Consider the following 17,538-nt stretch of genomic DNA (forward strand, 5'->3'; position numbering starts at 1 on the left):
GAGTGACCCAATACCGGGAGCAGCCAGACACGGCACTCCCGGTTAGCAGATTGCTCAGACTGCCACTTGCAGTGGCGCCACGTCCTTATGCAGGAACCACTTCTCCGTTACCACCTTCCGGGTAAACCAGTGCGAGCGCATCAACGTGCTGGCAAGGGGCACCTTGAGCCAATCAGGCAACTGCAAACCCTCGTGTCTCGCAACTGACCGGGTGCCGAAGCGTTCGGCAATCGCATCGCCGTAAGCCTGTAACGAGGACGCTGAATAGTCCGGCGTCTGCCGAAGCACATCGGCTGCCATCAGGGCTGATTCGATGGCGGGTCGGATTCCTTCACCACTCTGGGTATAGGCCAGACCCGCTGAATCGCCGACCAGAAGGATACCGTCGTCCACCAGCGGTCGCTGGGCATGTGCGTAGAGCAGGTAAGCATGGCCCTTGAAGCGTCCCGGCAGGTCTTCAGGGATGCGGCCTGATGCTTTCATGTCCTCGACAAACGCTTCCAGATGGCCAGTGAGTTTGTGATTGTCTTCCCGTCCCAGGCCGATATTCAGGTAATTGCCCTTGCGAAAGACCCAGGCGTAACCCTTGAGATCTCGACAGAACCAGAGCTCTGGTGTGTCACCCCGGGCCTGGCAGGCTGACGCCTGTTGCGCGGTCATTTCAAACTCGACTTCCTTGGCTGCCACGATGGTTTCGTGACCTCCCGGGCCATCACCAAGCAGCTGGGCAACCGGGCAGAAGTGGCCTCCCGCACCTACTATGAGAGGCGCTGCCCAGGTGTCGTTTATGAGCCAGTTGCCGTCTTTCCGGACGATAGATTTGACCGGCGTGGCGAGCTGCTTCGGGCAATGGACGCGGCTTAGCAGGTAATCGTCGAATTCACACCGGCGGATGCCGTAGCTGACTATGTCGGCGTGATCGTTCTCCACGGCCGCCTGGCCCATCATGCTGATGCGGAAGCGGCGAATGGGTTGAAGGGTGCGCCCGGACTGGTAGTCTGCCAGATCGATCTTCAAGGTTTTGATCACCGCTGGCGTTACCCAGCCGGCGCAGGTTTTGTCACGCGGGAACGCCTGTTTATCGATGATTAACACGCGCTTGCCAGTGTTCTTCAGGGCGTCGGCCAGCGTGGAGCCGGCAGGACCGGCACCGACGATGATCAGATCATAATGACCCATCAGGCCTCCTCGGGTGCACAGGGAAAGTCGTAGAGATCCCGACGGTTTCGGGGTAGCTGGTTGTTGTCGCCATGGCTGAACACCACCTGGAACAACTGCAGGGAGCCTGCCCGGAATGCTGCGATGGAACCGGCGAGATACATGCGCCAGGCCCGGGTAAAGTGTTCGTCGTACATGGCGCTTATCTTTTCCTCGTTGTCGTTGAAGCGCTCCATCCAGTGGCTGAGGGTTTGAGCGTAGTGCAGCCGAAGGTTTTCTACATCCAGCACTGAAAAATCGCCGTGTTCACAGATCTGCATGAATTCACCGATACTCGGTGGATACGCGCCCGGAAAGATCCGCTTTTCGATCCAGGCATTCATCAGCATCGGGCGATTTCGTCCGATGCTGTGTAGCAATGCGATGCCGTCGGATTTCAGGCTCCGTTTGATGAGTTCGGACAGGGCGTTGTAGTTGTCCTTGCCAACATGTTCCAGCATGCCAATGGATACGAAGGCATCATACTGGCCGCTGATGTTGCGGTAGTCATCCTCAACATAGTCCACGAGATGATCCAACCCCTGCTTGTGAGCCTCTTGCCTCGCATAGTTCAGTTGTTGCCGGGAAATATTGTAGGCGTGAACCTTCACGCCGTAGTTGCGTGCCATATAGCGGGCCAGTCCGCCCCAGCCGCAGCCGGCCTCAACCACGGTCATGCCGGGTTTCAGGCGGAGCTTGCGACAGACATGCTCGAGTTTGGCGAGTTGGGCCTGCTCCAGAGTCAGGTTGGGAGTTTCGTAATAGGCGCAGGTGTACTGCATTTCAGCGCTATCCAGCCAGAGCTGGTAGAACTCGTTCCCCAGGTCGTAGTGATGGTGAATGTTCTCTTTTGCTTCAGAGATGCCGGTGGATCGGGGGCTATGGTTGCGCCATATTGTCTCCAGCCATTTTGGCCATTTCTGGCGCGCCTGATGAACCGAGCGGTAAAGGGCTTCCATCAATTCTGAGAGATCTCCTTCCACCCTCAGCCGACCGGCGCTGTATAGATCTCCGAATGCCAGGTTGGGATTGGCGACAAGTGTATAGAGGGCTTTGGGGTCCATCAGCTGCAGGGTGAACTCCGGATGCTGGTTCTCCGGCTCAACGACATCCCCGTTCCAGAGCAAAAACCGGATGGGGGGGGAGCCGGCCATGCGCATGAGCTTGGCGATCAGCCAGCGCTCATGGGTGTGGGGTGAGCGCTCTACGGGCGTATCTTCCAGTGGTAAGGTCAGGATATGGTTCTTGGGCTCTTGCCCGTTGTCTCCACCCTTCCGGGCCGTACTCTGGTTCATGGACTCCGCTCTCCCTTGATAACCACGACGTCAATGCTGCTTGTCGGTGTTTGTGCGTCAGGGGTTCCCGAATGCCAGTCTGAGAATCGCCACGTGTCCGTTCAGTATAGAAAATAGAGGGATTTTGTCAGGTGAGTCGAGATTAGAAGATATCTGTAAGAGGAAGGAAATACGAAAACGGAGCGTCAAAAAAACCGGGCCCTGGGGCCCGGTTCTCTGGTTTGGCTCAGTAAGATGAGCTCATGCCGAACCATTCTGGGAAGATAACGATCAGCGCCAGTACCAGCATCTGTATCAGAATGAAGGGCAGGACGCCTTTGTAAATATCCGTTGTTCGAACCTGCGGCGGTGCGACACCTTTGAGGTAGAACAACGAAAACCCGAATGGTGGCGTCAGGAAGCTGGTTTGCAGATTCATCGCGATCAGAATGGCGAACCAGAGCATGTTGATGCCCAACGCTTCGGCCACCGGGGCAAGAATCGGTACGATGATGAAGGAAATCTCCACGAAATCGATGAAGAAGCCCAGCACCAGAATCACCACCATGGCCAGAACGATGAAGCCCCATTTTTCGCCGGGCAACTGAAGCAGCCACTCTTCCAGCAGGTAATCACCACCGGTATAGCTGAAGACCATGGAGAACGCCGTCGCACCAATCAGTATGGCAAAGACCATTGCCGTGACTTTCACGGTGTCCTTGGACGCATCCCAGACCATCTTGAAAGAGAACTGTCGGTAGATAATGGCGAGAACTACGGCGCCAACGCCACCCAATGCAGACGATTCGGTGGGTGTTGCAATGCCGGTGAAGATGGAGCCCAGAACAACAACGATCAGCGCCAGTGGCGGAATGATGGCCAGCAACGCGTTGACGATTTCTTTCTTGCGGGAAACTCCGGGTTCCTCCGGCATGGCAGGCGCGGTTTCAGGCCGGAGCCGGGTCAGGATCAGAATGTAAGCAATATACAGTCCGATCAGCACCACACCAGGCCAGACCGCGGCCTTGAACAGATCGCCAACAGGCAGACCGAGAACGTCGCCGAGAATGATCAGGATGATTGAAGGCGGTACGATCTGACCGAGAGTACCCGAGGCACAGATCGTGCCTGTCGCCAGGCGTTTGTCGTACTTGTGTGCCAGCATGACTGGCAGAGAAATCAGTCCCATGGCCACTACGCTGGCGCCGACAACACCGGTGGAGGCTGCCAGCAGGGCGCCCACAAGAATGGTCGAAATGGCCAGGCCACCGGGCAATCCGCCGAAAAGCCGGCCCATGGACGTGAGGAGCTGCGCGGCCAGTTTGGTGCGCTGAAGCACAACGCCCATGAAGATGAAGAGCGGTACCGCCATCAGTACGGTGTTCTGCATCACGCTCATGATGCGATAGGGCATGAAGGCAAAGAGATCCATGCCCTCGGCGAATATCCCGAAAAACAGGGCGACACCGCCAAACGTGAAGGCCACCGGGAAGCCCAGCATCAGCATAAGAAGGGCAACGCCGAACATAATCATTCCAATCATGCGAGGCCTCCTGCGCTGTGCTCACCTTCGTACTCTTTATCTCCGGCCATAACGCGCAGCGCGTAGGTGGCCATGTTCAAGCCGGCAATGCCGATGAACACGGCGCTGATTGGAATAACTGACTTGATGATCCAGCGATGCGGCAGGCCGCCGGGATCGCCACTTCCTTCACCCATGCCGTAGGAATCGACTGAAAAATCGTAACCGTAGACGCCAATCAGGTAGGCAAAGGGAATAACAAAAAGGAGCGCGCCCGCAAGATTTATCCAGGCTTTGGCCTTGTTGCTCCAGCGGGTATAGAAAACATCGACCCGGACATGACCATCCGTGCGCAAGGCATAGGGAATCCCCAACAGGAACACCACTGAATAGAGGTGCCACTCCATTTCCTGCATGCCGATTGAAACGTTGTTAAAAGCGTAGCGGGCTACTACGTCGTAGAAGACGTTGGCTGCCATCAGTATCATCGCGACACAGGCAACCCAGCCACAGAAGGTGGACAAGCGCGAAAGCCCCTCGTCCAGTTTGATAATCCACCGCATTGATGATCCCCCGCCAGGCGGACTGGCGTTTTTTCTGTTGCTATAAACGACAAAAACCGGGATCACTGCAAGAGCGATCCCGGCTCCGTTAAAGCCTATATCTTACTCGACTTCGGCCATGGTGTTGAGATAGGCGCGCTCAGAAATTGTGGTGTAAGCGCGGCTTTGCTCGAGATAGTTCTGCTGGGAGTCAATGATCTTGGCTGCCATGTCGCTCTCAGCGGCCGCTTCTTTCAGCAGTTTCTTGTTGGCCGCATACATGGCCTCAAAGATGTCATCCGGGAAACGCTTGATCTGGACATTCGGATATTCCTCACGAATGTTGGCCCAGGCTTCAGCATTGGCGTGCTGGGAGTGCACCAGCATGTCGTAGGATGCAGTGCGCATGGCGACACGCATGATTTCCTGCAGATCTTCCGGCAGCTTTTCCCAGACCCGCTTGTTGACCAGGAACTGGAGCTCGGTAGCCGGCTCATGCCAGCCAGTGTAGTAGTAATCGGCAATCTGCTGGAAACCAAGACGCAGATCCAGAGCAGGGCCGACCCATTCAACGGCATCAATGGTGTTACGCTCAAGAGCGGTGTAAAGCTCACCCGGAGCAATGTTGGTCGGGTTTACACCAACTTCGGCGAACACTTCGCCAGCGAAGCCGGGGATGCGCATTTTAAGGCCTTGCAGGTCTTCCAGGGAGTTGATTTCCTTACGGAACCAGCCGCCCATCTGAACACCGGTGTTACCGCCCGGGAAGGACAGCATATTGTGGGGCTCATAGACTTCCTGCATCAGCTCCATGCCGCCGCCGTGGTAGAACCAGGCGTACTGTTCCATGGCATTCATGCCGAAGGGCATGCTGGTGAAGAACAGGGTTTCGGGAACCTTGCCCTTCCAGTAATAGGATGCGGAGTGGCCCATGTCGTACTGGCCAGCCTTGACCATGTCAAACACGCCCAGCGGGGCTTTGTGCTTGTTGGCGGAATCGATACGGACCTTCAGGCGTCCATCGGACATTTTCTCCACGGTTTCAGCAAAGCGTTTGCTGGTATCACCGAAAATTGGAAAGTTTGGTCCCCAGGTTTCTGCCAGGCGAAGGGTAAATGTGTCTTGGGCGAGCGCCTGTGTGGCGGCAAAGGTTGTTGTCACAGCCAGCACAGCCGCGGAAAGAACAGAACGGATCTTCATTGCTCTTCAATCCTCTTATCGTTTTTGTGGATCGAGCGTTCACCCCTTTTGGGGACTAAACTACTCTGGATTCTAGTTCACGTTAGCAATTATCGTTCACAAACGAAATCAAAAATCGCTCAATTTACGACCTTGGTCGTACAGAAGCTCAGAGGTCATCCATGCGATTTATCTGGCTGGACAGACGCATGGCTTCATGCTCCTCGAGAGCCAGCAAATCTTCCAGCAGAGATTTGGCTTCCGGAATCTCTGCTTTCCCTATCAGTGAATCGTAAAGATCCATCACCTGGTCGTGGAACTGAAAGATTTCTTTGGCGATGTCTTTGAAGGACATTGAGGCATAGTGGGTGTAGGAGTCAGCGCTGGCTCTGATCGGCTTGTGATTGAGATAGTCGTATAAGCGGGTTTTCAGGGCCTTCGGGTCAGCCTGATTTTCAAACTCCTGGACGGCTTTTTCGAGAAGGGTCTCATGACTGGCGACGTAATCGAGCAGAGCGCTTGCACGCTCGTCCTTGTTCAGGGCGGCTGAATCATGGAAGCACCGGGACAGATGACGGTGCATCTGGCGGGTCCAGTCAATCAGGTCCTCGAAGGTTTTTATTTCCATCGAATTGCTCCTGGCGGGGAATGATCCTGTCTGTGGTTGGCAATAATGGTTAGTCTAGTCAAAATTGTTGTCTGAGGGCTACAGGAGTTGACGCCCCCGGAAAGCAGCGCAAGTGGGGTATGGAAATGACAACGACACTGGGAATTATCGAGGGGTTTTACGGCCCTGTGTGGACATGGCAGGAGCGCCGGCATCTGGTGCGTACACTGTCACCCCATGGTTTTGGTTTTTACCTGTATGCCCCGAAGGCCGATGCTTTCCTGCGCCGACAATGGCAGCAGCCCCATCCTCCGGCCATGGCCTCGGAGCTGACAGAATTCTCGCGCTTCTGCCGGAGTGAGGGCGTGCGTTTCGGGGTGGGGCTGAGCCCATTCGAGGTTTTCAACCGGTTTGACGATGAGGCCCGCTCTGCCCTGGCCGGGAAACTCGGCCATCTGGAGCGGATGGGCATTGATGAGTTGGCGATACTGTTTGATGACATGAAGGCCGATACGCCGGATCTTGCTGGCACCCAGGTCGACATCGTGCACTGGGTCCGCGAACGAACGAAGATCAAACATCTGAGTGTTTGTCCGAGCTATTATTCCGATGATCCGGTTCTGGACAGGGTGTTCGGGGACCGTCCGGCGGGCTACCTTGAAACCCTGGGGCGCAAGCTGGACCACGCCATCAACATTTTCTGGACCGGGGAGGAGGTCTGCTCCAGGGAAGTTTCGCCTGGCCATCTGAAGCGTATTGGCGACCTGCTCGGACGCAAGCCGGTTCTCTGGGATAATTACCCGGTAAATGACGGTGACCGCATGTCGCAGCACCTCCACTTGCGTGCGTTCACGGGGCGACCGGCCGCCAATGCGGCGCATCTGGCCGGTCACGGGATTAACCCGGCTCTGCAACCGACGCTGACGGCGATTCCGGCAATTACGCTGGCGGAATCCTATCGCCTTGGTCCTTCCTACCAGTACGGGCAAGCGTTCCGTCATGCAGCCCGGGAAGTGCTCGGAATAGAGCTGGCCAATCAACTGCATTCGGACTTATTGGTGCTTCAGGATGCCGGCCTTGGCCGGATCAGCGTTGAAAAAAGGCAAAGCCTGCAGCGCACCTATGATGGGGTTGATCACCCCGCCGCGAATGAGATTTTGCGCTGGCTTGCGGGCGAATATCAGGTAACCGATGAGATGGTGGCAACCCAGTAGGGCGGCCGGCTATCGGAGATAATATTCCACCGTCGAAACCACCCGAACGGTTTTTACCGGCTGTTGCCCTTCCATGATACCCGGTGCCTGGTCGCGGGCCAGAATCTGGAAGATACCCTGGTTCGCGCGTCGCAGGTCCCCGAGTTCCGCCTTGGCATCCTGGGCGAACTGTGCGGCTGCTTCCCGTGCCGAGGCAGTAGCCTCGGCGATCATCTCGGGCTTGATATCGTTGAGGCCGTTGAACAGATAGGTGGGGCCGGATGGACCGAAGTCCGAAGAAAGCACGACACCGGAGTCCACCAGTTCACTGACCCCTTGGGCTGCCTGTCGGATTCTGTCGATCTCGGTGCTGCGTACCATCAGGGTCTGGCTGATGATGAATTTCTGCTCACCATTGTTGGCCTGGTAAGGGTTGGCCTGGGTATCTGTTACATCCAGGCGCTGAAGTTCGACCGACTTCTGGTCAATGGCCTGAAGTTTCAGAAACGCCATGATCGCATCCCGGCTGCTTCTGGCTGTGTTCTGAGCCTCACTCAGCGACGCTCCGGTAGCGACAAACCGGATCGGCCACAATGCGAGGTCTGCATTCACCTCCCGTTCAGCCACGCCCTTCACGGTAACGTAGCGGTCGCCGGTGCGCAGATCGGTAAGGCCGTTGCCGATAAGAGCGGCGGAAATGATGGTGCTGATGCCGAGGATCAGTGCAGCAAGCAGTTTCATGGAATATCCCTTTTGTCGCATCACCGGAAAAACGCCGGTCTCTGATTGCTATCCCGAAGGTGATGAGCCAGATTAGCGTTTCACGCCTTGCCCGGAAAGGGAGGAATTATGACGGTTGTGAAAGGCAGAGGACCGGATGACCATCGTGGTTTTCAGTTGCAGGTCTTGTCAGTCGCGCTGCGGAAGCGGGCCCGCATTGCCTCGCGCTCTCGCTCGGGATCCAGGAACTCTCCGGGCAGTGGCTGGATAAAGTAGAGAAAGTCACCCTTTGAGCGGTTTTCATCGACGGGTGCGTCAGCCACTGCTGCAGGCCAGAATACCGGGCTGACAACGGCAACAGAGAGTTCCGGCGCCCGTTGTCTCAGTAATGCCACGGTACCCAGCCCTTCCTCGCTATGAAACGTGCCGGTGAGGTGCAGCACCTGATGCTGCGGATGCTCTTTCAGAGCCTCAACGATGCGCGCAGCCATGGTGTTGTCCCGGAGTAACTGTGCCTTATAGGTGTTCTCCATTCGCTCGCTCATGGTGCTGTCGGCCTGGTGGCTGACTCCCATGGCGGCCATGAATTTGCCACGATAGGCCGGGGTGTCCATGAACGGGGTGGCGGGTAGCGCCTGCCGGGTCGGGGCGGGAACCGTATCAAGGTACTCCGGCCCCTTGCGGCCGACGCAGCGGACAATGTCTGCCGGAGCATTGGCCGCGACCACCGGCAGGTTCCGTTGACGCGCGAACTCCACCAGTGGTCGATAGGAACCACGATAATTGTCCCAGGCACCGGCGTCCTCAATCATTTCGGTTTCCCCGGCGTTGCCCCGAAGATAGCGGTCCAGCTCATCCTGGGCGTCCAGATTGAATTGCTCCAGGGATAAAACCTGTTCTGGTGTCTGCCGATAGAGGGCTGCCTGTAGCCGGGATTGCAGAAGGTGGGAGCCATGGTGTCCGTGATATTCCCCCACAACCACAACATCCACGTTGACCAGTTGCTGGGCCAGTTGCTCTGGAGTAAGGGTCTTGTTGCTCTGCGGTTCAAATACCGGGGCGTCGTACTGGGTATCTGGAGCAGCAAGCCGGTTGTCCGTGCCCTGGAAGGAGGGCATGACGCTGCACCCCGTTATTGTGCATACGGTGGCAAGCAGCCATATTGGCACGATGGATTTCATGGCAGTCTGTACGTTCGGATTGTCATCGGGATCATTTGTCGCGCTCGTTGCGCCAGTCTGGCCCGAGCCTTTCTTCGACATATTCCCGGATAAACTGACGCACCTTTTGCGAGGGCGTGACATCTTCCTGTTTGCAAAGCGCTTCAAAAGCGGCTTTCTTTTCCGGATCGATCAGCAGTGTCAGGCGGGCAGTGCGGTTTTCCATGGGCTACTCTTCACGTCAAAGTCTGGAATAGTATGTTAATAATATTAACATTGAATACGTACGAGATGAGCATATAATGTCGTAATACGAGTTGCAATACACGAGTCCCTCATGTCTCATCGCGCACATCTGTTTTCACTCCGTCTGGCCCATGCGTTCCGCGAAGCCTGTATTGATGAACGATACGGTGGGCAGCGTTTTCTGCGCGATCTGATGGCTGGGGTGACGGTCGGTATCATTGCTATCCCGCTGGCCATGGCGCTGGCGATTGCCAGTGGCGTGGCGCCACAATACGGGCTGTATACCGCCATTGTCGCCGGCTTTGTGATCGCTTTGACCGGTGGCAGCCGGTTCAGTATTTCCGGGCCCACAGCGGCCTTTGTTGTCATTCTGTATCCCATTGCCCAGAGCTATGGGCTGGGTGGTTTGCTGCTGGCCACCCTGATGTCCGGCGTCCTGCTGGTGATCATGGCTCTCATGCGACTGGGTCGCTTCATTGAATATATTCCCGAGTCTGTAACCCTGGGCTTCACTGGCGGCATTGCGGTGGTGATTGCTACGTTGCAGATCAAGGACTTCCTTGGCCTTCCGGTTGCTCAGATGCCTGAGCATTACTGGGACAAACTGACGGTGTTGGCTGGCGCTCTGCCTGAGCTGGATGGGCTCAGCACCCTGGTGGCCGGTGTCACCCTTGCAGTCATGTTGCTGTGGCCACGACTGAAAACGCCAGTGCCCCCGCACCTGCCAGCGGTGGTGATCGGAAGCCTTCTCGCCTTTTGGTTCAATGCCCAGGGAGCCGCCATTGATACGATTGGCTCACGGTTCAGCTATTTCTTGCCGGATGGCACGCAAGGCGCCGGGATCCCGCCTTTCTTGCCGGAAATTGCCTGGCCGTGGCATCAGGCAGGCCCATCGGGCGAACCGATCGGGTTGTCCTGGTCGCTGGTTCAGGATTTGCTTCCAGCCGCCTTTGCCATCGCCATGCTCGGTGCTATCGAATCTCTGTTGTGTGCGGTGGTTCTCGATGGCATGACCGGCAAACGCCACAGTGCTAACAGTGAGCTGATGGGCCAGGGACTGGGCAACATTATCACTCCGTTCTTCGGCGGCATCACCGCTACCGCCGCCATCGCACGTTCGGCGGCCAACTACCGGGCTGGCGCCCAGTCCCCGGTATCTGCAATCGTTCACTCTCTGGTAGTGCTGCTGGCACTGGTCTCGTTAGCGGGCCTGCTGGCCTTTTTGCCGATGCCGGCCATGGCCGCGCTCCTGCTGATGGTGGCCTGGAATATGAGCGAGGCCCCCAAGTCCGTCCATCTGCTGAAAACGGCACCCCGCAGCGATATCCTGGTTTTTCTGGCCTGCTTTTCACTTACGGTTTTGCTGGACATGGTCATCGCAATCACAACCGGCGTGCTGCTGGCGGCGGTCCTGTTCATGCGCGAAATGGCCCAGATGACCAAGGTGACCGATATCACCCAGAGCAAACGGATTGCGAACTCCGGCCTGCCCGGCGGCTGGCAGGTGTTCAAGATCAACGGTCCACTGTTTTTTGCCGCCGCCGACCGGATCTTTGGGGAACTGGCGGAACTGTCCCGGAATGCCGGAGGTTTAATACTGTATATGGATGGCGTCACCATCCTTGATGCTGGTGGCCTGTCGGCGCTGAACAAATTGATTGTTACCTGTGAGCAGGACGGGACGCAGATTGTTATTGCCGATCTGCAGTTCCAGCCCCTGAGAACCCTCGCTCGCGCCGGTGTAATGCCTGTGCCTGGCGTTAGTCGCTATACCTCCTCCCTTGAAGAAGCCTTGGGACTGATCGGGGGCCAGGCTTCCGACTCTGATCGGCTCCCGGGATAAAACGCTGATTCTAAAAGTCTCCGGATGGTTTACCCTTAGGCATTGCGAACTCTCTTAACCAGAGGAATGCCATGCTGCCTTTCCGGCTGATCGACCGTCTGAAATTTATTGTTGAACGCCAGCTCGTAAAAGGGGCGGGGTTCCAGCTGGTGGTGGTCGGCGTGTTTATTGGACTGATCTCTCTGGTTGGCGGTCTTTTGGTGGTTCCCCAGGGCGGAGAATTCGAGGAACCCGGTTCGGCTGTCTGGTGGGCATTTCTGAGACTGACCGATCCCGGCTATCTTGGCGACGATGTCGGAACCTGGCAGCGCTTTGTCTCAACCTTGCTCACCATCAGTGGCTATGTGGTGTTCATGGGTACCCTGGTGGCGATTCTGACCCGATGGCTGATTGCCAAAATGGCCGATCTTGAGCGAGGGCTCACGCCGGTGACACTTAAAAACCATGTGGTGGTTTTGGGGTGGACCAGCCAGACCCTGCCTTTGTTGGGTGAGCTATTGAGTTCTTCCGGCCGCATGAGGCGTTTTCTGGAGAAACACGACGCCAGCAAACTGCGGTTGGTGGTGTTGTCGGAAACGGCGTCGGCGGAGCAGGTCCATGAGCTGCAGGCAGAACCGGGGATTGGTCGCAAGGCCCGCCAGATTATCCTGCGCTCAGGCGTGGCTATCCAGCCGGAAGCTCTGGAACGGGTCGCGTGTCTGGATGCCTCGGCGGTTATTGTGCCGAGTGCTGCTCATGAAGCCGGCAGGCTGGTGACTTCTGATGTGGGCACCGTCAAAGCCCTGCTGACCATAGCCGCGCGGGCAAGAAGTCTGGATGCACCGTTGCCGTTTGTGGTGGCTGAAATTCAGGATATTCGCAAATTCCCGATCGTTGAACGGGCTTATCCCGGACCTCTGGAGGTGGTGGCCGGAGATACAACCATCAGCCGGTTGATGGTTCAGAATATCCTGCACCCGGGGCTGTCCGGTGTCTATAACGAGCTGTTTTCATCGGGCAACGGGAATGAAATCTACATCCGTAGTGGCGACAGCATGGCGGGCCAAACGCTTGCTGAGGTGGCGAGCCAGCGCCCGAGAGCCATTGTGATGGGACTGCTGCAGCAAACGGATTGTGGCTGGACGGTCCAGATGCCAGCGCCCACGGGGGCCGTTGTGGCCGAAAAGGATCGGGTGGTTATGCTTGCCCGGGATTATACAGAAACAGATGCCGATCCCAGAACGCCGCCTTCGACATTGATCGAGCGTGGCGTGTGTATTCCGAAAGCCATCGAATCGTCGTCCAGCGTCCTTCGCGTCTTGCTACTGGGCTGGAATCGCCGTGTGCCTGGTTTCCTTGATGAGCTGGTCAGTTACCGCCGGCAGCGTTTTGAGGTCGACGTCGTGTCCGTCGTGCCTGCCGCCGAGCGCCAGAGAGAGATCGAGCGCTACCTGGGCGAGCAGCAAAGTGTTATCTGTCGTCACATAGAAGCCGATTATATGGTTGAAGGCGAGCTCAGGCGGGTGGGGCTGTTCAGCTACGATGCCGTTCTGTTGCTGAGTAGCGATCGGCTGTCCTCGGGTGAAGAGGCTGACGCCCGAACCATGATGGGGTACCTACAGCTTGAGGGACTGTTGAATGAGGACGAACGGGCCCCCCAGATTCTGATGGAATTGAGTGATCCGGATAATCGGCATTTGTTGATGGCCTACCAGAGCGAGGTCATGATAAGTCCAATGATTGTCAGCCATGTTTTGGCTCAGGTGGCGCTTCGCCGCGAGCTCAGAATTGTTCTCGACGAATTATTCACGGTGGGTGGTGCCGAAATTCTGTTTCGTGATCCTGCGGATTACCCGTTGCCGGCCAGTGTTGATTTTCAGGCACTTCAGAAAATACTGGGTGAGAGCGGCGAGATCCCTCTGGGCATCCATCGTGCAAAAGCCGACGAGAGCGGCAAACAGCTCCAGCTTAATCCGCCCCGTCGAGTTTATCTTGATCTGCAGCCTGAAGATCGCCTGGTAGTGCTCAGCCAGACCACCCAATAGAGCGGTCTGGCTGAGGCTGTAGAACGATCCGTAGCGATACCGGTTACTCGACCTTGATGTGTCCGCTGTTCACCAGGGAATCGATGAACTGCTCTGAGGTCTGACCATCCATGGATACGCCGCTGAGCACGATTGATTGCTGGGCATTGTCGACGGTGTCTGCCAGTGCGCCATCCTTGTTCATATACAGCACCGTGTCACCGTTTTCCTCCTGAGCCATCAGGAAGTCGGTTACAGTTGCCTCAGTTGCTCCCTGCAGCAGATCGTCCAAAGCCAGCTGGTCACCGTCGCCGGTTCCGGTAAAACCATTGGTGCTGTCGATCGTGAAGTCAGTCACTACATCCCGTGGCAGGTCTGCATCATTCTCGTCACCCAACTCCCAGCGGAAGACATCGGCACCAAAACCACCAGTAAGCACATCACTACCCGCGCCACCAATGAGAGTGTCATTACCCAGGCCGCCGTTAATCACGCTAGTGCCTGCACCGTCAGTGATGGTGTCATTCCCGGCGCCGCCATCAATGGAATTGACGCCATCCAGAGCATTTACAGTGTCGTCACCGGCGCCGGCCAGGATGATGTCGTCGCCATTTGTTGCGGTGATTGTATCGTTACCGCTCGTGCCGTGAATGCTGGTGTCCGTGCCGATCAGGTCCGGATCAATGGTGCCGAGCAACTCACTGAGCTCCTGCACATGGACCGTGAGAGTCTGGCTGGCACTGGCCTGATCAGCATTGCTTGCCTCTTCCGATGTGGCGGTTACGGTGAGGTCAATGGAACCGGTAAAGCCGGTGGGCGGCAATATCTGGATATTGTTGAGATCCCAGGACAGCACATCGACCACGGGGATGAGGCCCAGGTTTGCAGTGAAGCTGTTCTCGCCATCGGTGAGTACTGCCCCGGCGGGAATGTTGCCGATACGCAGTGCGGTGATGCTTTCAGAGCCGTCTGTGTCGGTTACCGCTGCAGCGATATTCGCAATCTCGATGTATGTGTCTTTGACGCCACTGTTGATTGTCAGAGGGAAGTAACCACCGTCCGGGTTGTCTGTGCCCGGATTGAAGTCGCCGAACTGTCCGCCCACGGCGACCAGATCCGACACGCTCGAATAAATATTAAAGTTCTCAGCGTTTAGCTCTTGGGGTTGCTGACCATCTACAGAGAGGTTCAAGGATAACTGGCCCGGACCGCTGACATTATTGGCGTAGACTTCCAGGGTGTAAAAACCGCTCTCGGTTGGCTCAAAGGAGTCGCCTTCCAGTGGGCTGCCCGTTGCCGCTGACGCGTCCGCGCCATAATTTCCCCATGAGTTACCAGTGGTGCTGATCAGCGTCTTCCCACCCAGCTCGATACGCAGGGAGTCGTCCCGATACCCCTGGAACTGGTAGCTGTGCCCAGCTTCCAGATAGATCAGGCCAGTTACTGAGACTGTGTTCCCAGTGCTTACTTCGATCGTTGAACCGTCATTGCTGAAGCTTCCTGAACTCTGTTCTTTCGTGGTGCCAAATCCGTCGATAACACGGTTACTTTCCGTTGGCGTGTTGGTGCCTATTGCCGGTTCCTGTGTGGATGCATCGCGGTCCCCGTTGTTGAGATCCTCGTAGATATTCAACAGCAGGCCGGTCGATACCGGAAGGCTGGCTTCAGGGCTGCCGTCGATGGGCGACACTGTTTCGCTGGTTAATGTCAGCTCGGGGGTATCTGCATCGGCGATAACCGTCATAGAAGCGGTGTTGCTGCCGGTCTCTGCACCTGATGTGTAGTCATACGCCAGGTGGACCTGACCATCCCAGTCTGCATCGGGGGTAAAGGTCCAGGTGCCATCTGAGTTGTCGACCAGGCTGCCATTGCCTGTGGTTAAGCTGAGGTTCTGTGCGGATACCGCTTCACTCGAATCCACTTCCGTGATGCCGTCAGCCAGCATAGCCTCGGTGATCAGGAAGCTGCCAGTGTCTTCAGTCATTGAACCCAGATCGACATTGCTGGCCGTGGGGGTGTCGTTAGTGCCGGTGATCGTAATGTCCTGGCTGGTGTTGGTGCCGTCATTACTGGTGAAGGTTATGGTGTCGGTGAGGGTCTCACCGGCCTTCAGGGCCTGTACCGCTGTGCTGGTGTTATCCAGGGAATAGGTCCAGTTACCGTTTGCGTCCACGTTTACTGAACCGTGGTTTGCGGTACTGCTGTTCACGGCACCTTCGCTGCCATCGGCATTGCTTACACTCACGGTGCCGCTGGCTGTGTTGTTGCTGGCATCGTCTTCGGTTACTGCAGTGTCGCTGGCCTGAACGTTGATGTTCGTCGTGCCTGCCACCGGGTTAACGGCGACCGTAACGGTCGCTGAATCGGTACCGCCATTGCCGTCACTGACGGTATAAGTGAAACTCCCTTCTCCGGTGAACCCTGCATCCGGGGTGAATACCACGTTGCCGCTGGCATCAATCGATACGGTGCCGTTGGCGGGATTCTGAACGCTCTGGATGGTCAACGGGTCGCCGTCGGCATCGGAGTCGTTGGCCAGCAGGACGCTGGGGGCGATACTCAGGGACTCGTTTACATCGACGATCAGGGCCGGGTTCTCACCTGTATAGGATGCATGGCTGCTGCCGAATACCTCATAGGTGCCATCGGCAGGGCGGAGATCTATACCCAGTTCGGCTTTGCCGCCCTGGTCCCAGTAGATAACCTCGACCGTGTGAGGGCCATCGCCAGTCAGCGTGAATTCCGTCCCCGTCCTGGTTGTTGCACCTTGATTGCGGTCAGAGATGGCCACGGTCTCGCCATTTACCTCAATACGATAGCCATCGTCGGCGCGCACCTGGAACTGGTAGGTGCCAGGCGCAAGTTCCAATTCCCCAGTCAGCCGGATGATGCCATCGGAACTGTTTTCTGGATCGTTCGAAAGTGATGACGCGTCAGAGCCCAGGAACGTTTGCAGGCGACCGTCATTGCCCAAATTGCCGCTAACGGAGCCGTAGTCTACGTTGGTGCCGACAAACGTCGCGTCAGGGTTGTTTGCGTTCACAAAGCTTTCTACCTGAGCGAGACTGGACAGGTTGTCCCCATCGGCGTCGGAGCCCTGTTGATAGGCATAGTACTCACCGAATAAACCGTCGATCTCCAGGGCTTTGTAGGTGTCAGCCAGAGCATCTGGCGCGTTCTCAATCTCTAATGTGCCTGCTGTCGTGTCCGATACGGGGTCGCCATTGCGATCAGTCGCCGAGGCGTTCACGGTGAACGTGCCGCCGATCAGGGTAGAGACATCCACCCCGGAGACCGAGTAAGAACCGTTGTTGGCGACGATCGCGGAGGTGTTCACCACAGTGCCGTCAGCATCGGTGATGGTGATGGTAACGGAGTTGCCCGGGGCAACATCCTCGGTGGTCCCGGACAGCTCGACGGTGTCGTTCGTGTTATCCACGCTATCCACGGAAACGTCGAGGGTGCCGGTGGTGGCGTCCAGAATGCTGGAGCCGGAATCGGACACCGGATCACCATTCTGGTCGATTGCCGAGGCGTTCACCGTGACGCTGCCGTCCACCAGGCTGGAGACATCCACGCCGGTAACGGAGTAGGAACCGTCGTTGGCCACGATCGCCGAGGTATTCACCACGGTGCCATCGGCATCGGTGATGGTGATGGTGACGGTTGCGCCGGGAACGACATCGGTCGTGGTGCCGGAGAGATCGATGATCCCGTCGGTATTGTCCGCATCGACGATAGTCAGTGTCAGATCGCTGACCGTTCCGTTGAGTGTGCCGGTTTCAGAATCGGAGACGGCATTGCCGTTACGATCGGTGGCCGAGGCGCTCACGGTGAACGTGCCGCCGATCAGGGTAGAGACATCCACCCCGGAGACCGAGTAAGAACCGTTGTTGGCGACGATCGCCGAGGTGTTCACCACAGTGCCGTCAGCGTCGGTGATGGTGATGGTGACGGAGTTGCCCGGAGCAACATCCTCGGTGGTCCCGGACAGATCGACGGTGTCGTTCGTGTTATCCACGCTATCGACGAAAACGTCGAGGGTGCCGGTG

13 protein-coding genes are annotated in these 17,538 nt (G+C 57.0%); 3 read left to right on the forward strand and 10 right to left on the reverse strand.

Features of this window, described 5'->3' with window-relative positions:
- Nucleotides 1-54: 54 nt before the first annotated feature.
- The 6 genes from KO499_RS05815 to KO499_RS05840 all read right to left on the reverse strand — a co-directional run bounded on the left by KO499_RS05815 (nt 55) and on the right by KO499_RS05840 (nt 6,342).
- Entirely contained in the window at nt 55-1,179 is a 1,125-nt protein-coding gene (locus tag KO499_RS05815) for an NAD(P)/FAD-dependent oxidoreductase (protein ID WP_215982753.1), read from the reverse strand.
- Nucleotides 1,179-2,492, reverse strand: a complete 1,314-nt coding sequence (locus tag KO499_RS05820) for an SAM-dependent methyltransferase (protein ID WP_215982754.1) — start codon at nt 2,490-2,492, stop codon at nt 1,179-1,181. The genes KO499_RS05815 and KO499_RS05820 overlap by 1 nt, the downstream gene beginning before the upstream one ends.
- Before the next feature lie 226 nt (nt 2,493-2,718).
- Nucleotides 2,719-4,014 (reverse strand): TRAP transporter large permease, encoded by a 1,296-nt coding sequence (locus tag KO499_RS05825; RefSeq protein ID WP_215982755.1) that lies wholly within the window; start codon nt 4,012-4,014, stop codon nt 2,719-2,721.
- Complete coding sequence (locus KO499_RS05830) at nt 4,011-4,556, reverse strand: TRAP transporter small permease subunit (protein WP_215982756.1); 546 nt, start codon at nt 4,554-4,556, stop codon at nt 4,011-4,013. The genes KO499_RS05825 and KO499_RS05830 overlap by 4 nt, the downstream gene beginning before the upstream one ends.
- Before the next feature lie 102 nt (nt 4,557-4,658).
- On the reverse strand, nt 4,659-5,735 hold the full coding sequence (locus KO499_RS05835) for a TRAP transporter substrate-binding protein (RefSeq protein WP_215982757.1): 1,077 nt from the start codon (nt 5,733-5,735) through the stop codon (nt 4,659-4,661).
- 148 nt (nt 5,736-5,883) lie between these two features.
- Entirely contained in the window at nt 5,884-6,342 is a 459-nt protein-coding gene (locus KO499_RS05840) for an ATPase (protein ID WP_215982758.1), read from the reverse strand.
- 125 nt (nt 6,343-6,467) lie between these two features.
- On the opposite strand from KO499_RS05840, the gene KO499_RS05845 reads away from it, so the two are divergent.
- The gene (locus KO499_RS05845; protein ID WP_215982759.1) at nt 6,468-7,535 is read left to right on the forward strand and encodes a beta-N-acetylglucosaminidase domain-containing protein; all 1,068 of its coding nucleotides are present in this window, start codon (nt 6,468-6,470) and stop codon (nt 7,533-7,535) included.
- Between the two features lie 9 nt (nt 7,536-7,544).
- On the opposite strand, the gene KO499_RS05850 is transcribed toward KO499_RS05845, so the two are convergent.
- From KO499_RS05850 to KO499_RS05860, 3 genes are all read right to left on the reverse strand, one after another.
- The gene (locus tag KO499_RS05850) at nt 7,545-8,255 is read right to left on the reverse strand and encodes an SIMPL domain-containing protein (protein WP_215982760.1); all 711 of its coding nucleotides are present in this window, start codon (nt 8,253-8,255) and stop codon (nt 7,545-7,547) included.
- 152 nt (nt 8,256-8,407) lie between these two features.
- Nucleotides 8,408-9,352 (reverse strand): ChaN family lipoprotein, encoded by a 945-nt coding sequence (locus KO499_RS05855; RefSeq protein ID WP_215982761.1) that lies wholly within the window; start codon nt 9,350-9,352, stop codon nt 8,408-8,410.
- A 94-nt stretch (nt 9,353-9,446) separates the two neighbouring features.
- Nucleotides 9,447-9,620, reverse strand: coding sequence for a CopG family transcriptional regulator (locus tag KO499_RS05860; RefSeq protein WP_215982762.1), 174 nt, complete (start codon nt 9,618-9,620; stop codon nt 9,447-9,449).
- A gap of 111 nt (nt 9,621-9,731) precedes the next feature.
- On the opposite strand from KO499_RS05860, the gene dauA reads away from it, so the two are divergent.
- Both dauA and KO499_RS05870 read left to right on the forward strand, forming a co-directional pair.
- Nucleotides 9,732-11,483 carry a C4-dicarboxylic acid transporter DauA gene (dauA, locus tag KO499_RS05865; protein ID WP_215982763.1) on the forward strand — a complete coding sequence of 584 codons (1,752 nt, stop codon included), beginning with the start codon at nt 9,732-9,734 and terminating at the stop codon, nt 11,481-11,483.
- A 71-nt stretch (nt 11,484-11,554) separates the two neighbouring features.
- On the forward strand, nt 11,555-13,507 hold the full coding sequence (locus KO499_RS05870) for a CASTOR/POLLUX-related putative ion channel (protein WP_215982764.1): 1,953 nt from the start codon (nt 11,555-11,557) through the stop codon (nt 13,505-13,507).
- A 43-nt stretch (nt 13,508-13,550) separates the two neighbouring features.
- On the opposite strand, the gene KO499_RS05875 is transcribed toward KO499_RS05870, so the two are convergent.
- On the reverse strand, nt 13,551-17,538 hold a 3,988-nt coding region (locus tag KO499_RS05875), incomplete at its 5' end, for a beta strand repeat-containing protein (protein ID WP_215982765.1).

Origin of the sequence: Marinobacter sp. F3R08 (assembly GCF_018860425.1) — a bacterium.
Lineage (GTDB): Bacteria > Pseudomonadota > Gammaproteobacteria > Pseudomonadales > Oleiphilaceae > Marinobacter.